We start from the raw sequence: 22,300 nt of genomic DNA on the forward strand, positions 1-22,300 counted from the left end.
AATGTAACAGTTTTAAAGCTTTTATCCGATATAGTGGCTAATGCTTTGTTATGAGGATTATTTGGAGTAGTGTTGATGTCTCATCTTTTTCATCGAATTTTTGTTTCAAATCGGATATCACCTAATACCTATGCCAGTAGGCAATATTCGCTCGTCATGATTTTTGCAGCTTTAGGTGCGTCTACATTTGGATTTTTCTTTTTTTATAATGCTTTTTTCTTACACTATTACACGATTGCATTGATAGATACTATTGGTTTTTCTATCTCTATAGCATCGATGATTTTTCTCAGACGAACACATCGTATTAAACTCAGTACGTTTATTGTCACTAGCTACTTTTTTATTTTCTTTGTGGCGTTTACGTATTTTAATAAAAATGAGAGTTTTGGCCTAATATGGAATATCTTTTTTTGTATTATTGCAATCAATCTAAACGGTCATAAAAAAGGCCTTTTGTATACACTCGCGTTGTATGGGTGCGTCTTTTGGATGGCGCATAAAGGGATTGGAGTATGGCAACAAGGACTTTGGGATAAAGTTGCTTTTTTTCGATATGTCTTCTCTTTAGGGTTATTAACATTTGTTGTGTATGTCATGGAATTAGCTCTGTATACCTCTTATACCAAGCTGCAAAAACTTGCTGAAGAAGACGAACTGACACAAACGTACAATCGACGTAAATTAAAAGAGATACTTCAACGAGAGATAGAACGTTCAAACCGCTATGAGACATCGCTATGTGTGGCATTGTTTGATATCGATAACTTTAAGAACATCAATGACACGTATGGGCATAATGTAGGAGATGAGGTTCTTAGGCATCTCGCTAAAATTGTAAAAAGTGCTATTCGCGTGAATGCCACGTTTGGGCGATGGGGTGGTGAGGAATTTTTACTCATTTTGCCAAATGTCAGTCTTGAAGAGGCAAAAATAGCCTGTGAAAAGATACGTTTTATTATTACCCAAACAGAATTTGAGACGATAGGCTCAATAACGTGCAGTTTTGGATTGTGTGCTTATAGCGCTACGAGCAACTTTGATACACTGATAAGCCAGTGTGACCATGCTATGTATGAAGCAAAAAGTGCTGGAAAAAATTGCGTCAATGTTTTTGTTTCAAAATAAATGATAATAAGATGATGAGGTATGTTACTGAATCATGTTAATAGTGATCCTTTTCATACCAGTCATAGATACTTAAGAGTCTTTTTACTAAAGACGATTTATGCTAAGTACAGAAGCAAAGATAAGGAGGTAAAACAATGAAATTGTTTCTCGCTTATCTCTTGTGCACTCTTTTTCTCCTTACTCCTGCATCTCTTTTTGCAGATATTACTGCAAAATCACGAAAAATTAATTTGCAATTAACAGAGCAAGAAAAGACATGGCTCATTGAACATCCGACAATTCGTGTAGGTATGGATTTTGAATATGCTCCTTATGAGTGGCACAATAAAAATGGAAACTATGTTGGCATGGCTGTAGATTATTTGCGTCTTGTCGAACAAAAACTGGGTGTGCATTTTGAGATCGTTAAAGGAAAATCATGGGATGAAGTGATTGAGATGGGCAAACAAGGTGAAATTGATGTACTCACCAGCATCGTTCAAACACCTGAACGTCTCAAATATTTTTTATTTTCTGAACCCTATCGTGATACTCAAACAATGATAGTCGATAATGCAGAAGGTGAATTTATAGGTCAATTAAGCCATTTGGTAGGAAAACGTGTCGCAGTTGAAAAAGGCTATTTTACACAAGAAGTACTTGAAAAGAATTATCCACAAATAAAGCTCATTTTGGTAAAAAGTATCATAGAAGCCTTAACATTTGTACGTGATGGAAAAGCAGATGCCTATGTGGGTGATATGAGTGCTATCAATTATACAATACGAACCAATGGTTTTGAGAAACTTCGTTTTTCTGGACAAACGGAATTTTCCAGCCAACACCGTTTTGCCTTTCCAAAAAACAACAAAGAACTTGCGTCTATTATGACAAAAGCTATGTCTTCCATTTCATCTGAAGAATCTGACATTATTTATAGTCGTTGGCTCGGTATGCGAATTGAGCAAGGTATTCGTGTGGAAACATTGCTTAAGTATAGTATTGGTGTTGCACTGTTGTTTTTACTCTTTGGATATTGGTATTATAGATTGAATTGTGAAATCAAAAATCGAAAAGCAGCGGAAAGACGAGAACATTATCGAAATAATATTCTTGAGATGATTGCAAAAATGGTGCCTTTATCAAGGGTACTAGAAGCAATTATTGAGGGTGTTGAAGAACAAAATTCCCGTATGCTATGCAGTATTCTCTTACTCGATAAAGAGGGTAAGTTTTTTGAACAGGTCATCGCTCCAAGTTTGCCTGATTTTTATAACGAAGCTTTGATGAATGTTAAAATAGGACGAGGTGTGGGTTCATGCGGAACAGCCGCATACATCAAAGAGTGTGTAATCGTGGAAGATATTGCAACAGATCCTTATTGGAAAGAGTACAAAGCATTAGCACTTCGTGCAGGACTTAAGTCCTGCTGGTCAGAACCTATTTTTGCATCAGATGGTAGTGTTTTAGGAACATTTGCTATTTACCATTCATCACCTCAAACGCCTCAAGAGTCAGACAAATTGCTCATAGAACACTCTGCTAATCTTGCAAGTATAGCCATTGAAAAAAGTATGGCTGCAACAAAACTCAAAGAGAGCGAAGAGCTTTATAGACGGCTTACCGAAGAGGTGACTGATGTGATTTGGCGGACAGATAAAGATCTGTTTATTACCTATATTAGTCCTGCTGATGAGAAATTTAGAGGGTACACCGCCGATGAAGTTGTTGGAAAACATGTTTTTGAAATGTTTACGCCTGATGGTATCAAAACGATTATGGAAAAGATAGAGCAAAGGCAAGAGGCAGAACGAAAAGGTATTCGTACAGATTTTGTAACCTACGAAATAGAGCATGTCTGTAAAGATGGAAGAATCCTTTGGGGTGAAATTGTCGCAAAGCCTGAACGAAATAAAAAAGGTGAAATCATAGGATATCATGGCATTACGCGAGAGATAACGGAGCGAAAAGCGATGCAAGATAAAGTCCAAGAATTAGCATTTTACGATACATTGACAAAATTACCAAATCGTCTGTTACTTAAAGAGCGTTTGAATTATACATTAGCGGAAATGAAACGTAACCATCATCATAGTGCATTACTCTTTTTGGATTTGGATAATTTTAAATCACTCAATGACACCTATGGACACAGTATAGGAGATTTACTATTGTGTCAAGTAGCAGAGAGACTCAAAGAGTGTGTCAGAGAGGTAGATACCATAGCACGTTTTGGTGGTGATGAGTTTGTTGTAATTCTTAGCACGCTACATAAAAATGAAGATGAATCCATAGCACAAGCACAAAAAGTAGCCGAAAAAATTCGTCATAGTCTATCAAAGTATTATAGTATTAATGTTTCCCATGATAAGAATGAAGAGCAGTTAGTTGAGCATCTTTGTACAGCAAGCATTGGTGTGGTAGTTTTTGATTGTAGTGAAAAAAATCAAGATGAACTTTTAAAACGAGCGGATTTTGCAATGTATCGTGCGAAGGATGCAGGTAAAAATGGGATCTATTTTTATGGTTTATAAAAAGGGCAGATGTGCCCTTTTCTAATACTGTGAGATTTGATTGATGAAATGTTTTTTTCTCTCATCGCTTAAAAATGAAGCTTTAAAACTATTGGAAGCTAAGGTTTTAAGCTCTTCTTTACTAAGGTCTAAATTATCACAAATCGCTTCATAATTTTCATTCACATATCCGCCAAAATACGCAGGATCATCTGAATTGACAGTGACTAAAACGCCTTGTCGTAAAAGTTTTAAAATATTGTGCTCTTGCATGTTTTTCACTGCTCTTAGTTTAACGTTAGAAAGAGGGCAAACGGTAAGAGGTATTTGTTTTTCGATGAGCAATTTTACCAAGGATTCATCTTCGTCACAACGAATACCATGATCAATGCGTTCTACCTGTAAAAGGTTGATGGCTTCCCAGATATACGAGCTGTCACCTTCTTCACCAGCATGGGCTACGATTTTATAGCCAACTTTTTTACACTCAACAAATAGTCGCTGAAACTTTGAAGGTGGATGACCTACTTCACTGGAGTCTAAACCCACACCGATGATTTTATCTTTAAACGGAAGTGATGCTTTGAGCGTTTCAAAAGCATTTTCTTCACTAAGATGTCGCAAAAAACACATGATGAGAAATGAGCTAATACCTAACTCTTGTTCACCCTTTTGAAGGGCTTTTGTTATGCCATCGATCACCGTTTTAAATGCAATGCCACGTGATGTATGCGTTTGTGGGTCAAAAAATATCTCTGTGTGGCAGATATTTTGAGCATGACATCGAAGCAGATATGCCCATGTAAGATCAAAAAAATCAGACTCGTTGATGAGTACATTCGCACCAGCGTAATAGATGTCTAAAAAGGATTGCAATGAAGTGAAGTTATATGCTTGTTTGACCTCTTCAATCGTTTTGTAAGGAAGAGAAATAGTGTTTTTCTGCGCTAAAGAAAACATGAGCTCAGGTTCAAGTGAGCCTTCGATGTGTAGGTGCAGTTCCGCTTTAGGAAGTTTAGTGATGAGGTCTTTCATATGGTCTCTTTTTAGAAATTATAGCAAACTTCTAAGACACATCTCAACTAGGTGTGACATTTTTAAGAAGAGTGGAGTATAATTCCTGCGAAACTTATTTCTCAGGGCAGGGTGCAATTCCCTACTGGCGGTAATCTTGTAACAAAGAGAGTCCGCGAGCGCTTTTAATGCTAGCATTAAAAGGTCAAGCAGATTTGGTGTAATTCCAAAACCAACGGTTAAAGTCCGGATGAGAGAGAATGTAGTCCATATTGCCATTGTTTATGACAAAGTCTGGTGCCTATATTTCATATGCCCTGATTCTGGTAAGTTTACTCATATTTAGGAGTATACCATGAATCAAATTTGTAAGGGAACTTCCCTTCACCACAATGTTAAGCAAGCTATTGCTGCGCTTCAAAACCAAAGCGGTGTGATCGTTTTGGATAGACATGACCGCGAGAATGAAGCGGACATTATTTTCCATGCAGGTTCATTAAGTACCGAGCAAATGGCTCTTCTTATTCGTGAATGCAGTGGCATTGTCTGCTTATGTTTACCACCTGAAAAGGTCGACGAACTTTCTCTCCCTATGATGGTCACCCACAACCAATCTAAATTTCATACAGGCTTTACGGTTTCTATTGAAGCAAAAGATGGTGTTACCACAGGCGTGAGTGCAAAAGACAGGCTTACGACTATTCAAGCAGCCATTCATCCTGAGGGTAAAGCGAAAATAGTCTCTCCGGGTCATGTGTTTCCATTGCGCGCACGTAGCAATGGTGTTTTAGAACGTGAGGGACATACGGAGGCATCGGTTGATTTGATGCGACTCTCCAATCTTTCTCCCTATGCTGTTTTGTGTGAGCTAACCAATCCTGATGGTACGATGGCAGTAGGTGATACCATTTATCATTTTGCGGCGCAACATGATTTTCCTATTGTAAGTATTGATGAGATCATCGCGTATCGAAAAGAGCATAAAATGTAAGAGATATGCCCATATAGATTTGTATTTATATGGGCTTTATTTTTGTATGAACAAACGCTTTGAAGAGACTAAAAAGCTTGGTGTGGTATTTATTTTTATGATATACGAGGTAAAACGTACGGTCAATTTTTAGATTGATGAGTTTCACTTCAAAGAGTTCTTTTCTTTTGAGTTCACTTTCAACCGCAACTCTTGAAAGGCAGGTAATGGTTTGAGGATTGTTCAGCAAAATAGTTTTTGCTTCTTCAAATTCTGAAAACTCCATAAAAATATTGAGTTCTTTGGCAATGTCACCAAGCGCATCTAAAAAGATTTCTCTCGTTCCTGAGCCTTTTTCTCTTAGAATCCATTTTTTATGAAAAAGTTCATCAATGAAAAAATCTCCCTCCCCAAGGCAAGCGTCACTGCTCACAACAATAAGCTCATCATTTCCAATAGGCTCTTTAATGAGATCGATCTCATCACACGAAGATTCGATAAAACCCATATCAATTAGCCCATTCTTAAGCATATGAATAATCTGTGCAGAATTTTGAATGTCTTTGTGGATATTGACATGTTCATGCTGTATCAGAAAATCAAATACAATATGGGGTGTGATGAAATCACCGATCGTCTTGCTAGAGGCAATGTTTAAAATGCCCGATATTTTGTCTTTTTTGAAAAAATTCTCAGCATCATTGAGAGCTAAAAAATGTGAATAGGTTTTTTCTTTAAAAAGCCTTCCTGTTTCATTAAGGACAAGTTTTTTACCAATGCGATCAAAAAGAGGCTCTCCTATTTGAGATTCGAGAGATTTGATCGAAAGAGAAATGGCTGATTGGGTAATACCCAGTTGCTGTGCTAAGTTAGAGATATGCGAATCTTCACAGAGATAATAAAAAAATCTCAATTCTTGAAAGGTCATACCCTCTCCATAATTAAAAATATTTATGATTATATCGAATATAATTTATTTTACTTGTCAAAAGAAACATTTTATAATTTCCAAAACGATTTAAGGATATATATGTTTCAAAGAGAAAATCGAAATAATACACTGAGTGGTATTTTATTTGTTGCCCTTTTTGCAATGTCCGCAACCTATCTTGGAGAGTTTTCTTTTTTTCAACATTTAGGAATTAGCCCTTTGATTATTGGTATTGTGTTAGGCATGATCTATGCCAATACGTTGCGTTCTAAACTGCCTAAAGAGTGGGTGAGTGGAATTTTATTTTCAACAAAAACGCTTTTGAGAGCGGGCATTATTTTATATGGTTTTCGTATTACGTTTTCTAACATTCAAGCTGTAGGACTTTCAGGTATTGCAACCAGTGCTATGGTGGTGACTTCTACATTTATCATTGGTTATATAGTGGGAACAAAATGGCTAAAACTCGACAGAGAAACGACCATCTTAACCAGTGCTGGAAGCTCTATTTGTGGGGCTGCTGCTGTTTTGGCGACAGAGCCAGTAGTGAATGCAGAAGCGCATAAAAGTGCCATTGCTGTCTCTACTGTTGTTGTTTTTGGAACGATCGCTATGTTCTTGTATCCGTGTCTTTATACCATGGGAGTGATACCTTTAACACCTGAACAGATGGGTGTTTACATTGGAGGAACGCTTCATGAAGTAGCACATGTCGTTGCTGCTGGAAATGCACTGGGTGAAGAAGCTTCTCAAACAGCCGTGATCGTTAAAATGATCCGCGTGATGATGCTTGCGCCATTTCTTGTATTTTTAGGTATTTGGCTCCTTCAAAGCTCACAAGATATAGCGAAAAAGCAGAAAAATAAGATCATGATTCCGTGGTTTGCAGTATGGTTTATTGTCGTGGCAGGGTTTAACTCACTTGATCTTTTACCTCAAACAGTGGTATGCAATATCAATGCTATCGATACTTTTTTACTCACAATGGCAATGAGTGCTTTGGGCATGGAAACGAGCATAGAGAAGTTCAAAAATGTAGGAATGAAACCTATCTATTTGGCGAGTATTTTATTTGTATGGTTGATGTTTGGTGGATTTTATATTGTTAAAATCTCTTTGAGTTTATAAATAGATCAAAATATCCACTTCTAACGATTCAGGCTTTGTTGCTGGGGCATAGCGGTTGATCACTGTACCGTTTTTATCAACTAAGAATTTGGTGAAATTCCATTTAATCGCTTCGCTGCCAAAGAGCCCTTTTTTGGCTTCTTTGAGGTATTTGTAGAGTGGATGGGTATTTTCACCATTGACATCGATTTTGGAAAACATAGGAAATGTAACACTATATGTCAGTGAACAAAAACTTTTGATCTCTTCTTCATTTAAGGGCTCTTGATTCATAAATTGATTGCATGGACTAACTTTTCTAAAATCAATAAATAGTATAATTAGCTTATAACCCTTATAATAATGATTGTTTGAATGATTAATTTACCCTAAATAGTATAATTAGAAATTCTGAGAAAAAGTACAATTATTTTTCATGTTTTTAATTATTACAACAATAAAAAAAGTATAATTAAAATAGGTGCATATTTAAATATTATTGCTATGGTATTAATACATGTTAACTATGATTATCACTAAATATTAGGATAACCTTGAAACTAATCAGAATATTGTATATAATAAAATAACGTATGAAAAAGTTGAAAATAAATAAGCATTACAATTCAGGAAATTAAATTTAAAATATTGGATATTTTATAATGGACCCAAGTAAGTGCGAATATTAATTGATACTAATATTCTTATTCCATTGGAAGATACGTGTGGTATATTATGTGATGCGTACTCTGATTTTGCTAAAGTTGCCATCGAAAATAAACATCAGATTATTGTTCATCCTGGTTCTATTGATGATTTGCAACGAGATAAAAATGATAATAGAAAACAAACGTTACTCTCAAAAACTAAAAAATATCCTGTATTAGAATCGCCACCCATTCCAACAGATGAAAAACTTATTGAGCTTGGGCTATCTGCAAAAAAAGATAATGACCGAATTGATAATTTAATCCTCTACGCTATTTTTCAATCGGCCGCACATATTTTAGTAACCGAAGATAGAAAGATTCATAATAAAGCTAAGCAGCTAGGCATATCAGACAAAGTGCACTATGTGCTTCAAGCATTAACCTTTTTGAAAAATATGCATAATGTTATTGAAGTAAAACTTCCTAATATTTCGCATGTCCCTTTGCACAATATAGATTATAAAGGACCTTTTTTTTACTCATTGAGGGATTCATACTTAGAATTCAACGATTGGTATCAGGAAAAGAGTGCTGAAGGCAGAAAAGCTTGGTGTGTCATGAATAAAAATGATCTTTCCGCTATTTTGATTTACAAAGAAGAAACAGATGAGCAAGTGACGCAAGACATAATTCTGGAAGGGAAAAATTTAAAACTTTGTACTTTTAAAGTTGGAGAAAAAGTCCGTGGAAGAAAAATCGGATAGCATGATCAAAATGGCTTTTGAACATGCTATCCGAAATAAACATAGGCATGTGTATCTTACAATAAGACCTGATGTCCATGATCATTTACGAGATTTATGTGATGAGTTTGGTTTTTATAGTATTGGATTATGTAAACTCAATCGAGATGAAGTTTATGTGAAAGAGGTACCTTGTATACCCCCAAAGAGGTTATTATATAGTCCCTTTGAGTATTATAAAAGATATCATCCATTTTTCATTTGCAATGCAGTCAAAAAATATATAGTTCCCATAATCCCCAAATATCATCAGATATTATTCCCCGAAGCTCAAGAAAGAAGACAACTCAGTTTATTTGGAGATACTACAGCAACGGGTAACACTATTAAAAAGGCTTACTTGTGCCATACCCCGACCAAACAGATGAATGAAGGCGATATTGTTCTCTTTTATCGATCTACTGACAAAATGGCCATTACAACTATTGGTATTGTAGAAAAATTTAAGAATTCAGTCGATGCTGATGAAATCGCAACTATCGTTTCAAAAAGGACGGTTTATTCAAGAGCTGAAATTGACAACATGTCTGAAAAAGAAACTAGAATAATGTTATTTAGGCAAGTTTTACATTTTAAAAGGCCAATTGGTAGAAAGTGGCTTCAGGAAAATGGGATTGATGGCAATATACAATCAATACGAGCAATAGATGATGCTCTTTTTCAAAAGATATTAAAAGCAGAAAATATTCAGTATGCTCAATAAGGAGTTCCTTTTGAAAAATTACAATATTTTCTTTGTTGCAGGCATTCATGGTGTCGGGAAAAGTACTATTTGCAATAAAGTTGCGCAAAGACTAAATATTTTTACATCTTCATCAAGCCAGATAATCAAAGGATATAAAGGACAGAAAATTTCAAATAGTGGTAAACGTGTTAAAAATATTGATGAAAACCAAGAAGCACTTTTGCTAGGCTTGCAACAAATAGAAGCCAAAAATATACTTTTAGATGGGCACTTCGTATTAATGAATGCTTTTGGGGATATTGAAAAGATATCAGAAAGTATTTTTCAGAAAATACGCCCTACAGCTATTATCCTACTTATTGATACTCCAGCAGAAATTGCAAAGCGACTAGAAAATAGGGATTGTACAAAATATCCTGAAAATATATTAATACAAATGCAAGACTTAGAAGAAAGGCGAGCTGTACAAATAGCTAAATTGGTAAGTGCTAACTATTTGAAAATAGATCTTCAAGCAGATATAGAGCCAGATAAAACACTTTCAAGTTTTGTATCAAGAAACATATAAGATTGGGGTGGTCTAAAACCATCTAATTCTTTATAGGGATTGATGGGTTTATCATAAACTTTAAGATTATCTATCACAATGGAAAATGCCATTTGCTTATCCGCAAAATAGTCTAAAAAAGAATTTCTATCTATCCCCGCATGTTGTTTACATCGTTCCCAAATATTTTCAGGCGTGTCGCTGATAATATCTGTGACATAGAATTCTGCAACAATTTTTTTAATAGGTGAAGATGATCTGTCAACACTTTATGATACACAGAAATAAATATGTCTAGGCACTCATATCGTTTTGTAACAGTTTATTTTCAAAATCCACTGGTGACAAATAACCATTACTAGAGTGCAACCTCTGTCTATTATAAAACACTTCGATATATTCAAATATAGCTTGATTTGCTTGGCTCCTTGTTTCAAATTTCATATGGTGCGTAAGTTCTGTTTTTAAAGAATGAAAGAAACTCTCGGCAACAGCATTATCATAACAATTTCCCTTAGCACTCATACTTTGGACGATGCCATATTCTTTAAGCATGGCTTTATGGGCATCGGAAGCATATTGACTGCCACGATCGGTATGCCAGATGACACCCTGCGGAGGATTGCGTTTTTTAAGCGCCATAAAAAGCGCATCGTTGACAAGTGTTGCACTCATATGTGCATCCATAGACCAACCAATAACTCTTCTTGAATATAAATCAATGACGACAGCTAAATAGAGCCATCCTTCTTGTGTCGGGATATAGGTTATATCACCTACATACATTTGATTAGGAACTGAGGCATAAAAATCTTGTTGAATTCGATTAGGGGCAATAGCATAGGTATGATTGGAGTTGGTGGTAAGAACTCTAAAACGACGTTTATTGCGACAACTTAGCCCAAGTTTTTTCATAATCCTTGCAATACGTCTACGAGAGACGATCAATCCATAGAGTTGTTCAAGTCTCTTTTTCATTCGGCGTGTGCCGTACGTTTGATAAGTGCTAAGAAAAATATCTTGAATCATGGTGTTTAATACCATATCTTCTTGCCTCTCTATTCGAAGCCATCGATAATAACAGTTACGAGAAACCTCTAATAAATGGCACATGTGCGCAATATTGAATTCATTACGATGCTCTTTAATCCAGGCGTACTTCAATGAGCTTCTTTCGCGAAGAACGCCGCTGCCTTTTTTAAAATATCTCTCTCTATCTTCAACTTTGAGTTCTCTTTACGCAGTCGTCGATTCTCCTCTTCAAGACTTTCTTTGGGTGAACTATTGGTAGTTCGGTTCGGTAATTCAGAAATTAAGTGATGCTTTTTCCTATAGTCTCGTAGCCACGCATACAGTGTTTTATCACTCATCCCTAAATCTTGTGCTATTTGATAGGCTGATTTTTCACTATTGAGGGCTAATTGTATTGTTGAGTTTTTAAACTCTTGAGTATATTTCTGAGCTTTGTTGACCATATTATCAATCCTTCCTTATTATGTAGAAATCTTATCATTTCTGTGTCCTAATAAGTGTAGCCAGATCACCATACAATAGGGAATAGAAAATGTTACTGTTATAACTGTCAAGATCATTTTCAACAAATTCTTGATAAAGATATTTTTGAGTCGAAACAAAGAGCATATACGAATAGCGACTATACGATGGCATCACCAAAGACAAAACTTGCGATTGCTGCTATTCTCAGAAGTGGACAAGATGAGCATGATATTACATTAATTCGACCAAATTTTTTGCATATTAAAACAAAACTTTCACCTACAAGCAGTATGTCAAAAGAATTGATTTCATATTTGTATGATAAACAATGGATTTACTTTGATGATGAGAATAAAGAGTCATGTTTTGGGATCGAAAGAGATAAAATCATCAGTTTTAGAACATTTGAAACACAATTTAGACTAAATGTTACCGATGAATTTACTCTGTTTTCCGAGTTGAATTCCCCTGATTTTAGTGATTTTGATTTTTCTGATATGCTAATGTTATGGAAAAATATTGCTACAGAAGAATGCCTTGAATACCTTGAGTATAATCTAGCGGAGTATAACTTGATAGAAAATACAGGCCCGAAGACAATAACTGTTATTCAAGAAGGTTTGAATCATTTTTCTATTTCACAAACATTTATGTTTATTTGGGGAGCAGTCAAAGATGCTGCAGCTTATTATCAAAAAGATCGTGTAACAAAGAAACATGCGGTTAATTCAATTCCTGGGAGCATCCAAAAAAGACTAGATAAAGCACTTGTTGAAGGCAAAGAGGTCAAAGGATTTCGTCGTAACTACAATCTACCGCAAAGTATATATGCTGATCTGATTTTTAATAAGGTTTTAAAGCTTGGAGATAGAGCGTTTGACATAAAAATTGATGTTGAGTCACTTCCATAAAACTTTCATTGATGGAATAATTTTCTAATTAATAATTTAAAGCTATTTACGAGAGCTTTAAAGGCATAAACTGTGTGTGTTCTACACCAACATTCACACAACGTTTATCTTCGTTGATTTTGGAGTGAATATGCCCATGATAGTTTAAATCACAGTGGCCCCAATCAAATAGAGTTTCTAAAACTGCTTTTCTCTCATTCTCAATCTCTTTGGCATACACATCATGATAAAAGCAGGGGTAATGGGAAAATAAAATACGTTTACCTTGAAAGTCCTGAATCCAACAGATACAAGAATCTAAAAGTTCTTGAGAGAAAGTATCGTGTAAGCGTTGCTCAATCATCTGCTTTTCTTCCAAAGGGATATCAAGCACAATGGAATCAATCACTCTAGTAAACCCATGTTCTTTTAAAAACGCTGTGCTTTTTTTAAAATCATGATTGCCTTTTAAGAGGGTAATTTTTCCTTTAAGCACTTTAGCATAATCCCAGCCTTTGGACTTAAACGCAAAATCACCTAAATGCCAGACTTCATCTTCTTTATTGACAACACTGTTCCATAAATCAATCATCATTTCATCATCAATACTTTCACGTAAGGGTTCATAAAGTTTAATATTATCATGACCAAAGTGGGTATCAGCAATAATGAATAATGACACAAAATAACCTTTAGAATAGACGAAATGAATTATCAGTTATTGTAACGAGGATATGATGAGGGCAATATTAACCTTAAATTTGTGATAGTTATATATTTCGTGTAATTGGAGTGCTTGTGAAATATCAAATCAAAAGTTTTTACACAATAATCTAAAATTATTTTATTATTAAGTATGACTCATGATTTATATCAATTTTTTTTAGTGAAGATGATGGTATTATAAATATTAATATTATTATAAAACTAATATTGTTAATATTTATAAGCAAATGCCTAACCTTAGGAGGCTTTGTATTTATATATAGTATAAAAGGAGTCATTGGTGACTATTTCAAAACAACTTATGGTTATGTTAGCCATAGCAATTATCGGAACCTTTACTATTTTTGGTATCAGTATGAATAAAATAGATCAAGTCTATGAAGAAACTAATTATGTGACTATAAATTCACTACCAAGCGTTCTATCTCTTAATGATGTAACAGTATTTGCTTTGAGATTAAGGCTGGTTATGTGGGAACATATAACCCAGGATGATAAAGAGGCAAATGGAAAATCTAGAGAAGGAATTATCGCATCTCTTGGAGACATAGAAAAAGAGTTTAAAAAATATGAAAGCATGATCAGTGATGATAAAGATAAAGCACTTTTAGTAAAAGATATTGAGGCATTCAATGCATTTAAAAAACTCGTAGATGATCTTTTAAAGCTCTCTGAATCAGGACAAAAAGTTGAAGCAACTGTTGCTTTCAACAAAGCACGTCCTATACTTAAAACATTGACATCGGCACTTGATGATCATATGCAATACAATGTAGAACTTGCTCATAAGATGTCAACACATGCTGCTGGAGTTGAGAAAAATGCTAGTATGGTGATGACCATTCTTTCAATCTCTATTATTAGTTCAATAATTTTTATTAGCATTCTTATTCGAAATAATATTATGCAAGGTGTACATTTGATTCGAGATAGTATCACTAATTTTGTACGTACAAAAGAATTAAATTTTCGTATTAGCTATAAAAAGAATAATGAGATTAAAGAGATTGTTGATAGTTTTAACAATCTTGTTGTGACGTTAGAACATACTATTATAGATGCTAAAAATTCTTCGAATGAAAATGCTTCAGTTTCACATGAACTTAGTACAACCAGTATGCAAATAGGGCGAAATGCAGAACAAAGCTCTGCAATTGTAGAAAATACAATACAAGAAATCAATACTATTAAAACTTTCGTACAAGAGACAGCAGCTCTTTCTGAAACTATGAAACAAAGTATTACTGACGCAGGAAATAGACTTGATAACGCGAAAAATGAAGTAATTACACTTCGTGGAGAAATGGATCAAGCAAGCCAAGCAGAGACAGCACTTGCTCAAAAACTTGAACAAATGAGTCATGATGCAGAACAAGTTAAACAAGTTTTGACAGTTATATCAGACATTGCAGATCAAACCAACTTATTGGCACTTAATGCTGCTATCGAAGCGGCACGTGCAGGAGAACATGGACGTGGTTTTGCAGTTGTTGCAGATGAAGTAAGACAACTTGCTGAGCGTACCCAAAAAAGCCTCACAGAGATTAATGCAACCATTAATATTATTGTTCAATCGATTATGGATTCATCTGAGCAGATGGGTAGAAACGCTAAGAACATTCAAAGACTATCAGATGTATCTAACGGAGTTGAAACAACTATATTAGGAACAACACAGGTAATGACGGCAAGTGTCACGTCTGTCACAACCAGTGCCCAAAATTCACGTAAAATTTCACAAGACACTGATAAAATTGTTGACATGGTCTCTAATATCAACACCCTCACTTCTCAAAATGCCAGAAGCGTTGAAGAAATTGCAGCTGCAGCAGATCATCTCTCTCGTTTAGCTGAAAACCTTAATAATAAACTTAATGAATTTAAATAAATAGTTTTTGATAGTACAGTAGAATATGGTGCTTTCTACTGTATCTTTTTTTAAGTAATGAAAGATATTTTATTAAATTATTCTATTTGATTATATACCATCATAGAAAGGGTTTTGTATGCAAATACCTATATCTACCAATAAAGAACACAGTGTAAGTGCTGATGCATTTTTGGTTTCTAAAACCGATATCCATGGCAAGATCACTTACTGCAATGAACCTTTTATGAAAATCGTAGGAGCGAGTGAGCAAGAGCTTCTTGGAAAACCGCATAACATCATTAGACATCCTGATATGCCACGCATCGTTTTTAAACTCTTATGGGATAAAGTCAAAAACAAAGAAGAAATCTTTGCTTATGTTAAAAATCTGAGTTTTGATGGAGGTCATTATTGGGTTTATGCTAATGTCACTGCATCAACGGACCCATCCGGAAAAATCATTGGCTATTACTCTGTCAGACGTAAAGCAAATCCAAAAGCATTGGAAATTATCCAACCTCTTTATGCAAAACTTTTGGAACTTGAAAAAACAGGTGGGATGGAAGCTTCACAAGCTTATCTTACTGATGTATTAAATCAAAAAGGAGTCAGTTATGAAGAACTATCTAACACATTACAGCGATTATAAAACTATTTTCCTTGTACTTCTCCTTTGTGTTGCTGTCAGTAATTATTTTATAGGTTATACGGAGAGTATGACTACATCAGGACTTCTCTTAGGAGTTGGAATAGGTTCATTTTTTGGTAGTAGAAAGACTATGGTGTGTGATACAGAGTTGTATGAAAAAACACTCAGTGTCATTCGCGATGCAGCACATGGAAATTTAGAGCCTCGTGTCGTCAATATTGATCCCAATAAACCAATGGGCAAAATAGCTTTAGAAATTAATGACCTGCTTGATCAGATGGAAGCTCTTATGAGAGAGACGAAAACATCTATAGAATCTGCAAGTCAAGGTAAAACATATCGTAATATCTTTAATGAAGGTTTTCGTGGGCTCTTTGCTGTCAATGCACGTTATATTTCAGAAGGCGTTAAAGGAATATTGGATGGACAAAAAGGAAAAGCAAAAGGAGAACTTTCTTCTGCATTTTCTGACCTTGGCAATGGTAACAATGGTATTAAAATGGTGCAACAAGATCTTAGCCAAAGTATTGATGAAATGGCACATATTAAACAAGTTTCTCAACAAACAGCACAAAAATCAGATGAGAGTTTGGAAACTGTTATAGCCCTTTCTTCAGGTATTCAAGAGCTCTTAGAACTTCTTAACAGCACCAATGAAGCGATCACATCTCTTAGTGAGCGTACATCTGAAATTTCCTCTGTGGTCAATTTGATTAAAGATATTGCCGATCAAACCAATTTATTGGCACTTAATGCTGCCATTGAAGCTGCGCGCGCAGGTGAGCATGGACGTGGATTTGCGGTTGTTGCAGATGAAGTTAGAAAATTAGCCGAACGTACGCAAAAAGCGACACAAGAAATTGCTATGACCATTCAAACACTACAACAAGAAACCAATGATATTCATTCTAACTCGGATCGTATTAGCGTGATTGCAAATACCAGTGGGGAAAATGTCGTCCATTTTGAAGATGCACTTCGTGCGTTTAACAAAGATGCAAATGAAACAGCTAAGATATCGAACAAACTTGAAAATAAGACATTTGTAACTTTAGCAAAAATCGATCACATTGTATTTAAAACCAATGCATATTCAGCAATCCTCAATGAAAAAGAGGATGCAATTTTTTCTGATCATACAACATGTCGTTTAGGAAAATGGTATCAAGATCCTGCTGTTAAAGAGCGTTTTGGACACACTCAAGCCTATACACAAATGGCTAAGCCACATCACGATGTACATCATTATGTACTCACAAATATGAGTGAACTAAAACAAGGACAGATTGTTGGTAAATTGGCATTATTTGTAGATAATTTCAAAAAAATGGAAGAATCGAGTTCTACTCTCTTTAATTTACTTGATAAAATGGTAGTTGAGAGTGAAAATACAAAGAATTCATCTGTTGCCAAGGCTAAAAGTCTTTGATAAAGCGTAAAAGTTACGATAGACTTATCTTTATGTAAATTGATGTAGAAAAGAGGCTGTTTTGGGACGCTTTTGGCATTCTAGTATATTACCATGGTTAGTAATTATTGTAGGTCTTCTTTTATCTACAATAACTGCTTGGAAAAGTAATCAATGGATCACAGAGACTGAACAAATCCGTTTCGAAAATGCATCGATGCATATTCAAAGCTTAATTAAAAAAGAATTGAGCATATCTATTCAATTAATTTCAAGTACCGCAGCCTTTATCAAATCATCTGCAGATGTGACACGTGAAGAGTGGCAACAATTTGCTACTGCTGCTAATCTTAATCAAGAACTGTTGGGATTTAGAGCTATTGGTTATGCTCCACTTGTCAGAGATACTGAACGAACAGCGCATGAAAATAATATTCGTAAGGATGGATTTTCTGATTACACCGTCACACAAAAAGAGATCTTATCTCAAAATATGTTTCCTGTTACTTATCTTGAACCTCTAACCGAACTTAATAAAAAAGCATTTGGCTTTGATTTGGCGTCCGAAGAGATACGTAGAAATGCAATTTATGATGCATTTTCACGTGCAAAACCAACACTATCACATAAAGTTGAATTAGTTACTGATGAAAGTAATGGATTTTTTATTTTTTCCCCTATATATCAATCCATTGAAATACCAAGCACAATAGAAGATCGTCTTAAAAATGCAAAAGGTATTGTGTATCTTCTTCTTGATACTAAAAAGCTCTTTCAAGGAATCTTAGACTCTAACTATATCAAAGTGGACTTTGAGATTTATGATGGAAACACACCTCTACTTGAAAATAAGTTGTATGATTCTGCTTCTCACATACATAATTCTCGTTTGAGCTCTTATCAGTTACTTGATATGTATGGGAAGCCTTGGCTTATACATTTTAAAGCCATTGAAGTCTTAGATATTGGCTTAAATCGTTATATTCCATTCATTCAATTGTGTGTAGGTGTAATATTTTCTATGATTTTGGGTGCATGGATTTATGCATTACAACATACACGACAGAAAGCTTATCGTCTTGCTGAAGAAAAAACAAAACAACTTTCTCAATCTGAAACAGCAATCCGCTCTATTTTTCAAACCATGCAAGAAGGTATTGTTGTTATCAATAAAGATGGGACGATTCTCGAATGTAATCTTGCAGCGCAAGAGATGTTACAAGTTAATGCAAGTGAACTGATTGGCAGTGTAAATAGAAATCCAAAATGGAATGTTATTCATGAAGATGGAACAGCATTTTCAATAGAAGATCGCCCTTCGTGTAAAGCACTTAGAACAGGAGAAATCCAGAGCAATATTATTATGGGAATTGAACGAAAAGATGGCTCTTTTATTTGGGTTAATACTAATGCTCAGCCTCTTTTTTCTGATGATTTTAGTGAGATAACATCAGTATTAGCTACCTTTAGTGATATTACTGCATATCGTAAATCTAAGTTAGAGTTAGAACGCTACTTGGAAATTATTGATCACAACGTCATCATATCTAATACAGATATTAACGGAATAATTACAGAAGCAAGTGAGGCCTTCTGTAAAATTTCTGGATATTCTAAAGAAGAATTAATTGGAGAAAAACACAATATTATTAGACATATTGATATACCATCGTCATTATATAAAAGTATGTGGAGTATTCTTAAGAAAGGTCTTCCGTGGACTGGTGAAATTAAAAACAAGCGAAAAGATGGATCTGTTTACTGGGTGGAAGCTATAATTACCCCTCAATATGATGAGAAAAAATCACTTATAGGGTATATGGCTATTCGTCATAATATAACAGATAAAAAAAGAGCTGAAGAACTTTCTATAACAGATCGTTTAACAGGACTGTATAACCGTCTTAAATTAGATGAACTTTTCGCTTATAATCTTCATGTCGCTAAACGCCATCATTTAACCTTTTCGATTATCCTTCTGGATATTGACAATTTTAAATTAGTCAATGATACTTACGGTCATCAAGTAGGGGATAGTTTACTACAAGAGATAGCACATATCCTAAAAACAAATGTTCGTCTTGAAGATGCTGTTGGTCGATGGGGTGGCGAAGAGTTTTTACTTTTACTCCCTAGTAGTGATTTAACATCAGCAACAATGTTAGCAGAAAAACTTCGTGGCTTAATCGAAGCAACGGTATTTTTATATGTAGGTCATTGTACAGCTAGCTTTGGTGTTTCTAGTTATCATGAAAAAGATCATGAAAAAGATATGATTGCACGTGCAGACGCAGCACTGTACCGTGCAAAAAGTAATGGCCGTAATTGGGTTGAAACAGAACTACCTTTGTAATTATTTACTCTTTTAGTGATTTTCGCAAGCGCTTTTGTGCATACATAGCATGATCTGCAATTTCAATAAGTTTGTGTAAATCTTGAGAATCTTCTGGGAATAAAGCATACCCAATACTTCCTCCTATTTGGAGTGTATAGTCTTCAAATAGTAAATCTTGATCTATTCCTTTAGAGATTCTATTGATTACAAGATCAATTTCATGTTTATGTGTAATATTTTTCAAAATAATTCCAAACTCATCCCCTCCAAGTCGTGCTACTATATCTACATCTCGCGAGACATTTTTTAGACGTTTGGCAAACTCTTTAATGGCTTCATCACCCGCTTTGTGTCCATATGTATCATTAATATATTTTAATCCATCCATATCAATTATGACAATTGCAAAATTAATTGTTTTTTGTTTCGATAATGCAGTTAATTGAAATAATTGATCATAAAAAGCGGATCGATTATTTAATTCTGTTAAAGCATCATGTGAAGCTTTATAAAAGAGTTCATCTGTCGCATAACGAGCTGCATAATACATCAATGAAGCCATAATATCGCCCACAATAGATAAAACACAAATATCATGATCGCTGAAAAATGAAGTTTTATCTGATACTATTTTCAAAACACCAACAGTATCTTCATCGTGCTTTAAAGGAACAACAACCATTGAAAGTGCACCTACTTTTGAAGAAGCTTCCTTATCGACTCTATCATCTGTTTGAGTGTTCTCACTGTAAAAAATTTCACCTGTTTTCACACATAGCCCTGATAAACTAGAATCTTTTTTTAAATGCAACCCTAAAAAAGGTTCTAAACTGCCCGATGTAGCACGATAAACCATATCTTCACCTTCTGCTAGCTCTAATGTCGCTCCTTTTGCATGTGTCATTTCTTGTGCTTTATGTGTAATAAGGGTCATGATACTTCCAAGATCTGGTCCAATTTTAACAACATCCGTTTGAAAATTAATAATTTCTAATAGCCTTTGTTGAGATAGAAGCATGGAACAGATCTTGTTGCCTATCATTTTGTGCCTTCTTATGCAAATTATTTTTGCATATTTTATAATAAAATTTGTAGCTTGAGTTATTTTTTATTAAAAAACTAATGTAATTTAATTTAACAATTTTCAAAAATATTTTCATAATTATGATAATATTTGATTATGAAAAAAGCCTTTGTTCCAATTTTTCTACTCTTCATTTTGCTCTTTGCCGCAGCAACAACTTTCTCTCACTTTTATCTTGATAAAGAAGACTCAAACATAATAAACAAGAAGTTATTTTTAGAAACACGAAAGTTATGTTTCAAAGCCTTTTTGGTGGAATGACCCCACATTTGTAGACACACTCTAATTCTGCGAAGCCATATTTAATTTCTCATTATATCTTTTTTCAAATTCATTGGGCGAAATATAACCAAGATAGCTATGCCTTCTGGTTGAATTATAAAACATTTCAATGTAATAAAATATGTCTGATTGTGCTTCCTCTCGTGTAATATAAATCTGTTTTTTGACACATTCACGCTTAAATGTTTTAAAAAAGCTTTCAGCCACTGCATTATCATAACAGTTGCCTCGCCTGCTCATGCTAGGAATCAGGTTGTATTTTTTTAGGAGTGCTTGCCACTCGTAAGAGCTATACTGTGATCCTTGATCAGAGTGTACAATAACTTCATGATGTGGTTTTTGTCTAAAGGTTGCCATTTCCAGAGCTTTTAGAGCTAACTGTGTTGTCATGCGATGACTTGTTGCCCATCCAGCAACTTTTCTACTGAAAAGGTCTAATACAACCGCTAAATAAAACCATCCTTCATGTGTTTTGATATAGGTTATATCTGTTACCCATGTGTGATTTGGCTCTTGAACATTGAAACACTGCCCAAGATGGTTAGGATGTGCCAAATGTCTCTGCCCTTTTTTATAACGAGGTTTTTTCTGTTTGACACCTGCACCAAAGAGTTTGGCTATGTTCATAAGTCTTGCGACTCTTTTTTTATTCACACTGATACCTGATGCTATAAGATCTTTGGTAACAGTTCGATATCCATAGATACGACCACTGTGTTCATAAGCCTCTTTAATGTGTTGCAAGACCACTTTATTATCTCTATCACGTTTTGATTCTGGTTGTTTATTCCATGCATAATAACCACTAAAATGGACTTGCAAAGCTTTGCACATTCTTCGCACGGGATAAAATGGCTTATACTCTTTAATGAAGGCGTACTTTACTTTTGATTCTTGGCAAAGTACGCTGCGGCCTTTTTTAGAATGTCACGCTCCTCGGTGACTCTTTTTAATTCTGCTTTGAGCTTCCTATTCTCGGATGATAAATCTTTGGAAGCTTGGTGTTGTGAGGTACTTTGAGGATTACTATAGATTTTTATCCATGCTTTGAGTGAATCAGGATGCACTCCTAATCTTTGTGCGGTATCTTTAATGGGATAGCCATTTTTTACAATTTGATTGACTGCCTCTTGTTTGAACTCGTCTGTGTATAGTTTATTTGCCATGGAATTACTTTCTCCTCTTGATGTTTCATGTGGTCATTATCGACCGTATTAACAGTTTCAAGA

18 protein-coding genes, 1 pseudogene and 1 riboswitch are annotated in these 22,300 nt (G+C 34.8%); of the genes and pseudogenes, 12 read left to right on the top strand and 7 right to left on the bottom strand.

The window, feature by feature from the left end; all coding sequences use genetic code 11:
* Nucleotides 1–156: 156 nt before the first annotated feature.
* Complete coding sequence (locus UCH001_RS01615; protein WP_067173424.1) at nucleotides 157–1,128, top strand: GGDEF domain-containing protein; 972 nt, start codon at nucleotides 157–159, stop codon at nucleotides 1,126–1,128.
* 137 nt (nucleotides 1,129–1,265) lie between these two features.
* Nucleotides 1,266–3,644 carry a diguanylate cyclase domain-containing protein gene (locus tag UCH001_RS01620; RefSeq protein ID WP_067173427.1) on the top strand — a complete coding sequence of 793 codons (2,379 nt, stop codon included), beginning with the start codon at nucleotides 1,266–1,268 and terminating at the stop codon, nucleotides 3,642–3,644.
* A 21-nt stretch (nucleotides 3,645–3,665) separates the two neighbouring features.
* On the opposite strand, the gene UCH001_RS01625 is transcribed toward UCH001_RS01620, so the two are convergent.
* Nucleotides 3,666–4,658, bottom strand: coding sequence for an adenosine deaminase (locus tag UCH001_RS01625; protein ID WP_067173430.1), 993 nt, complete (start codon nucleotides 4,656–4,658; stop codon nucleotides 3,666–3,668).
* Between the two features lie 93 nt (nucleotides 4,659–4,751).
* A riboswitch (FMN riboswitch) is annotated at nucleotides 4,752–4,903 on the top strand.
* 89 nt (nucleotides 4,904–4,992) lie between these two features.
* Here UCH001_RS01625 and ribB point away from each other — a divergent pair.
* Nucleotides 4,993–5,628 (top strand): 3,4-dihydroxy-2-butanone-4-phosphate synthase, encoded by a 636-nt coding sequence (gene ribB, locus UCH001_RS01630; protein ID WP_067173434.1) that lies wholly within the window; start codon nucleotides 4,993–4,995, stop codon nucleotides 5,626–5,628.
* A 25-nt stretch (nucleotides 5,629–5,653) separates the two neighbouring features.
* On the opposite strand, the gene UCH001_RS01635 is transcribed toward ribB, so the two are convergent.
* The gene (locus UCH001_RS01635; RefSeq protein ID WP_067173436.1) at nucleotides 5,654–6,535 is read right to left on the bottom strand and encodes a LysR family transcriptional regulator; all 882 of its coding nucleotides are present in this window, start codon (nucleotides 6,533–6,535) and stop codon (nucleotides 5,654–5,656) included.
* A gap of 102 nt (nucleotides 6,536–6,637) precedes the next feature.
* On the opposite strand from UCH001_RS01635, the gene UCH001_RS01640 reads away from it, so the two are divergent.
* Nucleotides 6,638–7,666, top strand: coding sequence for a YeiH family protein (locus UCH001_RS01640; RefSeq protein ID WP_067173439.1), 1,029 nt, complete (start codon nucleotides 6,638–6,640; stop codon nucleotides 7,664–7,666).
* On the opposite strand, the pseudogene UCH001_RS01645 reads toward UCH001_RS01640, so the two are convergent.
* A pseudogene (locus UCH001_RS01645) lies at nucleotides 7,661–7,954 on the bottom strand (glutathione peroxidase); the annotation flags it as partial. The gene UCH001_RS01640 and the pseudogene UCH001_RS01645 overlap by 6 nt on opposite strands.
* A gap of 367 nt (nucleotides 7,955–8,321) precedes the next feature.
* Between UCH001_RS01645 and UCH001_RS01650 the strand changes: the two are divergent.
* From UCH001_RS01650 to UCH001_RS01660, 3 genes are read left to right on the top strand one after another with little or no spacing between them, the layout of a single operon-like run.
* A complete protein-coding gene (locus UCH001_RS01650) occupies nucleotides 8,322–9,059 on the top strand; it encodes a hypothetical protein (protein ID WP_067173442.1) in 738 nt (245 codons plus the stop codon).
* Nucleotides 9,040–9,801 carry a hypothetical protein gene (locus tag UCH001_RS01655; RefSeq protein ID WP_067173445.1) on the top strand — a complete coding sequence of 254 codons (762 nt, stop codon included), beginning with the start codon at nucleotides 9,040–9,042 and terminating at the stop codon, nucleotides 9,799–9,801. The genes UCH001_RS01650 and UCH001_RS01655 overlap by 20 nt, the downstream gene beginning before the upstream one ends.
* Nucleotides 9,802–9,811: 10 nt before the next feature.
* Nucleotides 9,812–10,351, top strand: coding sequence for an ATP-binding protein (locus UCH001_RS01660; RefSeq protein WP_067173448.1), 540 nt, complete (start codon nucleotides 9,812–9,814; stop codon nucleotides 10,349–10,351).
* Nucleotides 10,352–10,624: 273 nt separating this feature from the next.
* Here UCH001_RS01660 and UCH001_RS01665 read toward each other — a convergent pair.
* Nucleotides 10,625–11,805, bottom strand: a protein-coding gene (locus UCH001_RS01665) for an IS3 family transposase (protein ID WP_145973094.1) whose coding sequence is annotated in 2 segments (ribosomal slippage) — nucleotides 10,625–11,517 and nucleotides 11,517–11,805 — 1,182 coding nt in all. Because the reading frame shifts where the segments join, the coding sequence is not laid out codon by codon here.
* Nucleotides 11,806–11,991: 186 nt separating this feature from the next.
* On the opposite strand from UCH001_RS01665, the gene UCH001_RS01675 reads away from it, so the two are divergent.
* Nucleotides 11,992–12,738, top strand: coding sequence for a hypothetical protein (locus UCH001_RS01675; RefSeq protein ID WP_067173453.1), 747 nt, complete (start codon nucleotides 11,992–11,994; stop codon nucleotides 12,736–12,738).
* Nucleotides 12,739–12,784: 46 nt separating this feature from the next.
* On the opposite strand, the gene UCH001_RS01680 is transcribed toward UCH001_RS01675, so the two are convergent.
* Nucleotides 12,785–13,399: a metallophosphoesterase family protein gene (locus tag UCH001_RS01680; RefSeq protein WP_067173456.1), complete on the bottom strand. Its 615-nt coding sequence runs from the start codon at nucleotides 13,397–13,399 to the stop codon at nucleotides 12,785–12,787.
* Between the two features lie 324 nt (nucleotides 13,400–13,723).
* On the opposite strand from UCH001_RS01680, the gene UCH001_RS01685 reads away from it, so the two are divergent.
* From UCH001_RS01685 to UCH001_RS01700, 4 genes are all read left to right on the top strand, one after another.
* A complete protein-coding gene (locus UCH001_RS01685; protein ID WP_067173459.1) occupies nucleotides 13,724–15,331 on the top strand; it encodes a methyl-accepting chemotaxis protein in 1,608 nt (535 codons plus the stop codon).
* Nucleotides 15,332–15,449: 118 nt separating this feature from the next.
* Nucleotides 15,450–15,962 carry a PAS domain-containing protein gene (locus UCH001_RS01690; protein WP_067173462.1) on the top strand — a complete coding sequence of 171 codons (513 nt, stop codon included), beginning with the start codon at nucleotides 15,450–15,452 and terminating at the stop codon, nucleotides 15,960–15,962.
* Complete coding sequence (locus tag UCH001_RS01695; protein WP_067173465.1) at nucleotides 15,928–17,391, top strand: methyl-accepting chemotaxis protein; 1,464 nt, start codon at nucleotides 15,928–15,930, stop codon at nucleotides 17,389–17,391. Before UCH001_RS01690 ends, UCH001_RS01695 begins: the two co-directional genes overlap by 35 nt.
* 61 nt (nucleotides 17,392–17,452) lie before the next feature.
* Nucleotides 17,453–19,723, top strand: coding sequence for a diguanylate cyclase (locus UCH001_RS01700; RefSeq protein ID WP_067173468.1), 2,271 nt, complete (start codon nucleotides 17,453–17,455; stop codon nucleotides 19,721–19,723).
* Between the two features lie 4 nt (nucleotides 19,724–19,727).
* Here UCH001_RS01700 and UCH001_RS01705 read toward each other — a convergent pair whose 3' ends face one another.
* A complete protein-coding gene (locus tag UCH001_RS01705) occupies nucleotides 19,728–20,747 on the bottom strand; it encodes a sensor domain-containing diguanylate cyclase (RefSeq protein WP_067173470.1) in 1,020 nt (339 codons plus the stop codon).
* A 324-nt stretch (nucleotides 20,748–21,071) separates the two neighbouring features.
* Nucleotides 21,072–22,237 (bottom strand): IS3 family transposase gene (locus UCH001_RS01710; RefSeq protein WP_145973095.1). Its coding sequence is split into 2 segments (ribosomal slippage): nucleotides 21,072–21,985 and nucleotides 21,985–22,237, totalling 1,167 coding nucleotides; the frame shifts between segments, so codons are not numbered across the junction.
* Between the last annotated feature and the right edge of the window lie 63 nt (nucleotides 22,238–22,300).

The sequence above is a fragment of the Sulfurospirillum sp. UCH001 genome (assembly GCF_001548035.1).
GTDB lineage: Bacteria > Campylobacterota > Campylobacteria > Campylobacterales > Sulfurospirillaceae > Sulfurospirillum.

What these genes read in the sequence shown, in the direction of transcription:
- UCH001_RS01615 (WP_067173424.1), top strand. Translation starts at nt 157, where the DNA reads ATGATTTTTGCAGCTTTAGGTGCGTCTACATTTGGATTTTTCTTTTTT.
- UCH001_RS01620 (WP_067173427.1), top strand. Translation starts at nt 1,266, where the DNA reads ATGAAATTGTTTCTCGCTTATCTCTTGTGCACTCTTTTTCTCCTTACT.
- UCH001_RS01625 (WP_067173430.1), bottom strand. Translation starts at nt 4,658, where the DNA reads ATGAAAGACCTCATCACTAAACTTCCTAAAGCGGAACTGCACCTACAC.
- ribB (WP_067173434.1), top strand. Translation starts at nt 4,993, where the DNA reads ATGAATCAAATTTGTAAGGGAACTTCCCTTCACCACAATGTTAAGCAA.
- UCH001_RS01635 (WP_067173436.1), bottom strand. Translation starts at nt 6,535, where the DNA reads ATGACCTTTCAAGAATTGAGATTTTTTTATTATCTCTGTGAAGATTCG.
- UCH001_RS01640 (WP_067173439.1), top strand. Translation starts at nt 6,638, where the DNA reads ATGTTTCAAAGAGAAAATCGAAATAATACACTGAGTGGTATTTTATTT.
- UCH001_RS01675 (WP_067173453.1), top strand. Translation starts at nt 11,992, where the DNA reads ATGGCATCACCAAAGACAAAACTTGCGATTGCTGCTATTCTCAGAAGT.
- UCH001_RS01690 (WP_067173462.1), top strand. Translation starts at nt 15,450, where the DNA reads ATGCAAATACCTATATCTACCAATAAAGAACACAGTGTAAGTGCTGAT.
- UCH001_RS01695 (WP_067173465.1), top strand. Translation starts at nt 15,928, where the DNA reads ATGAAGAACTATCTAACACATTACAGCGATTATAAAACTATTTTCCTT.
- UCH001_RS01705 (WP_067173470.1), bottom strand. Translation starts at nt 20,747, where the DNA reads ATGATAGGCAACAAGATCTGTTCCATGCTTCTATCTCAACAAAGGCTA.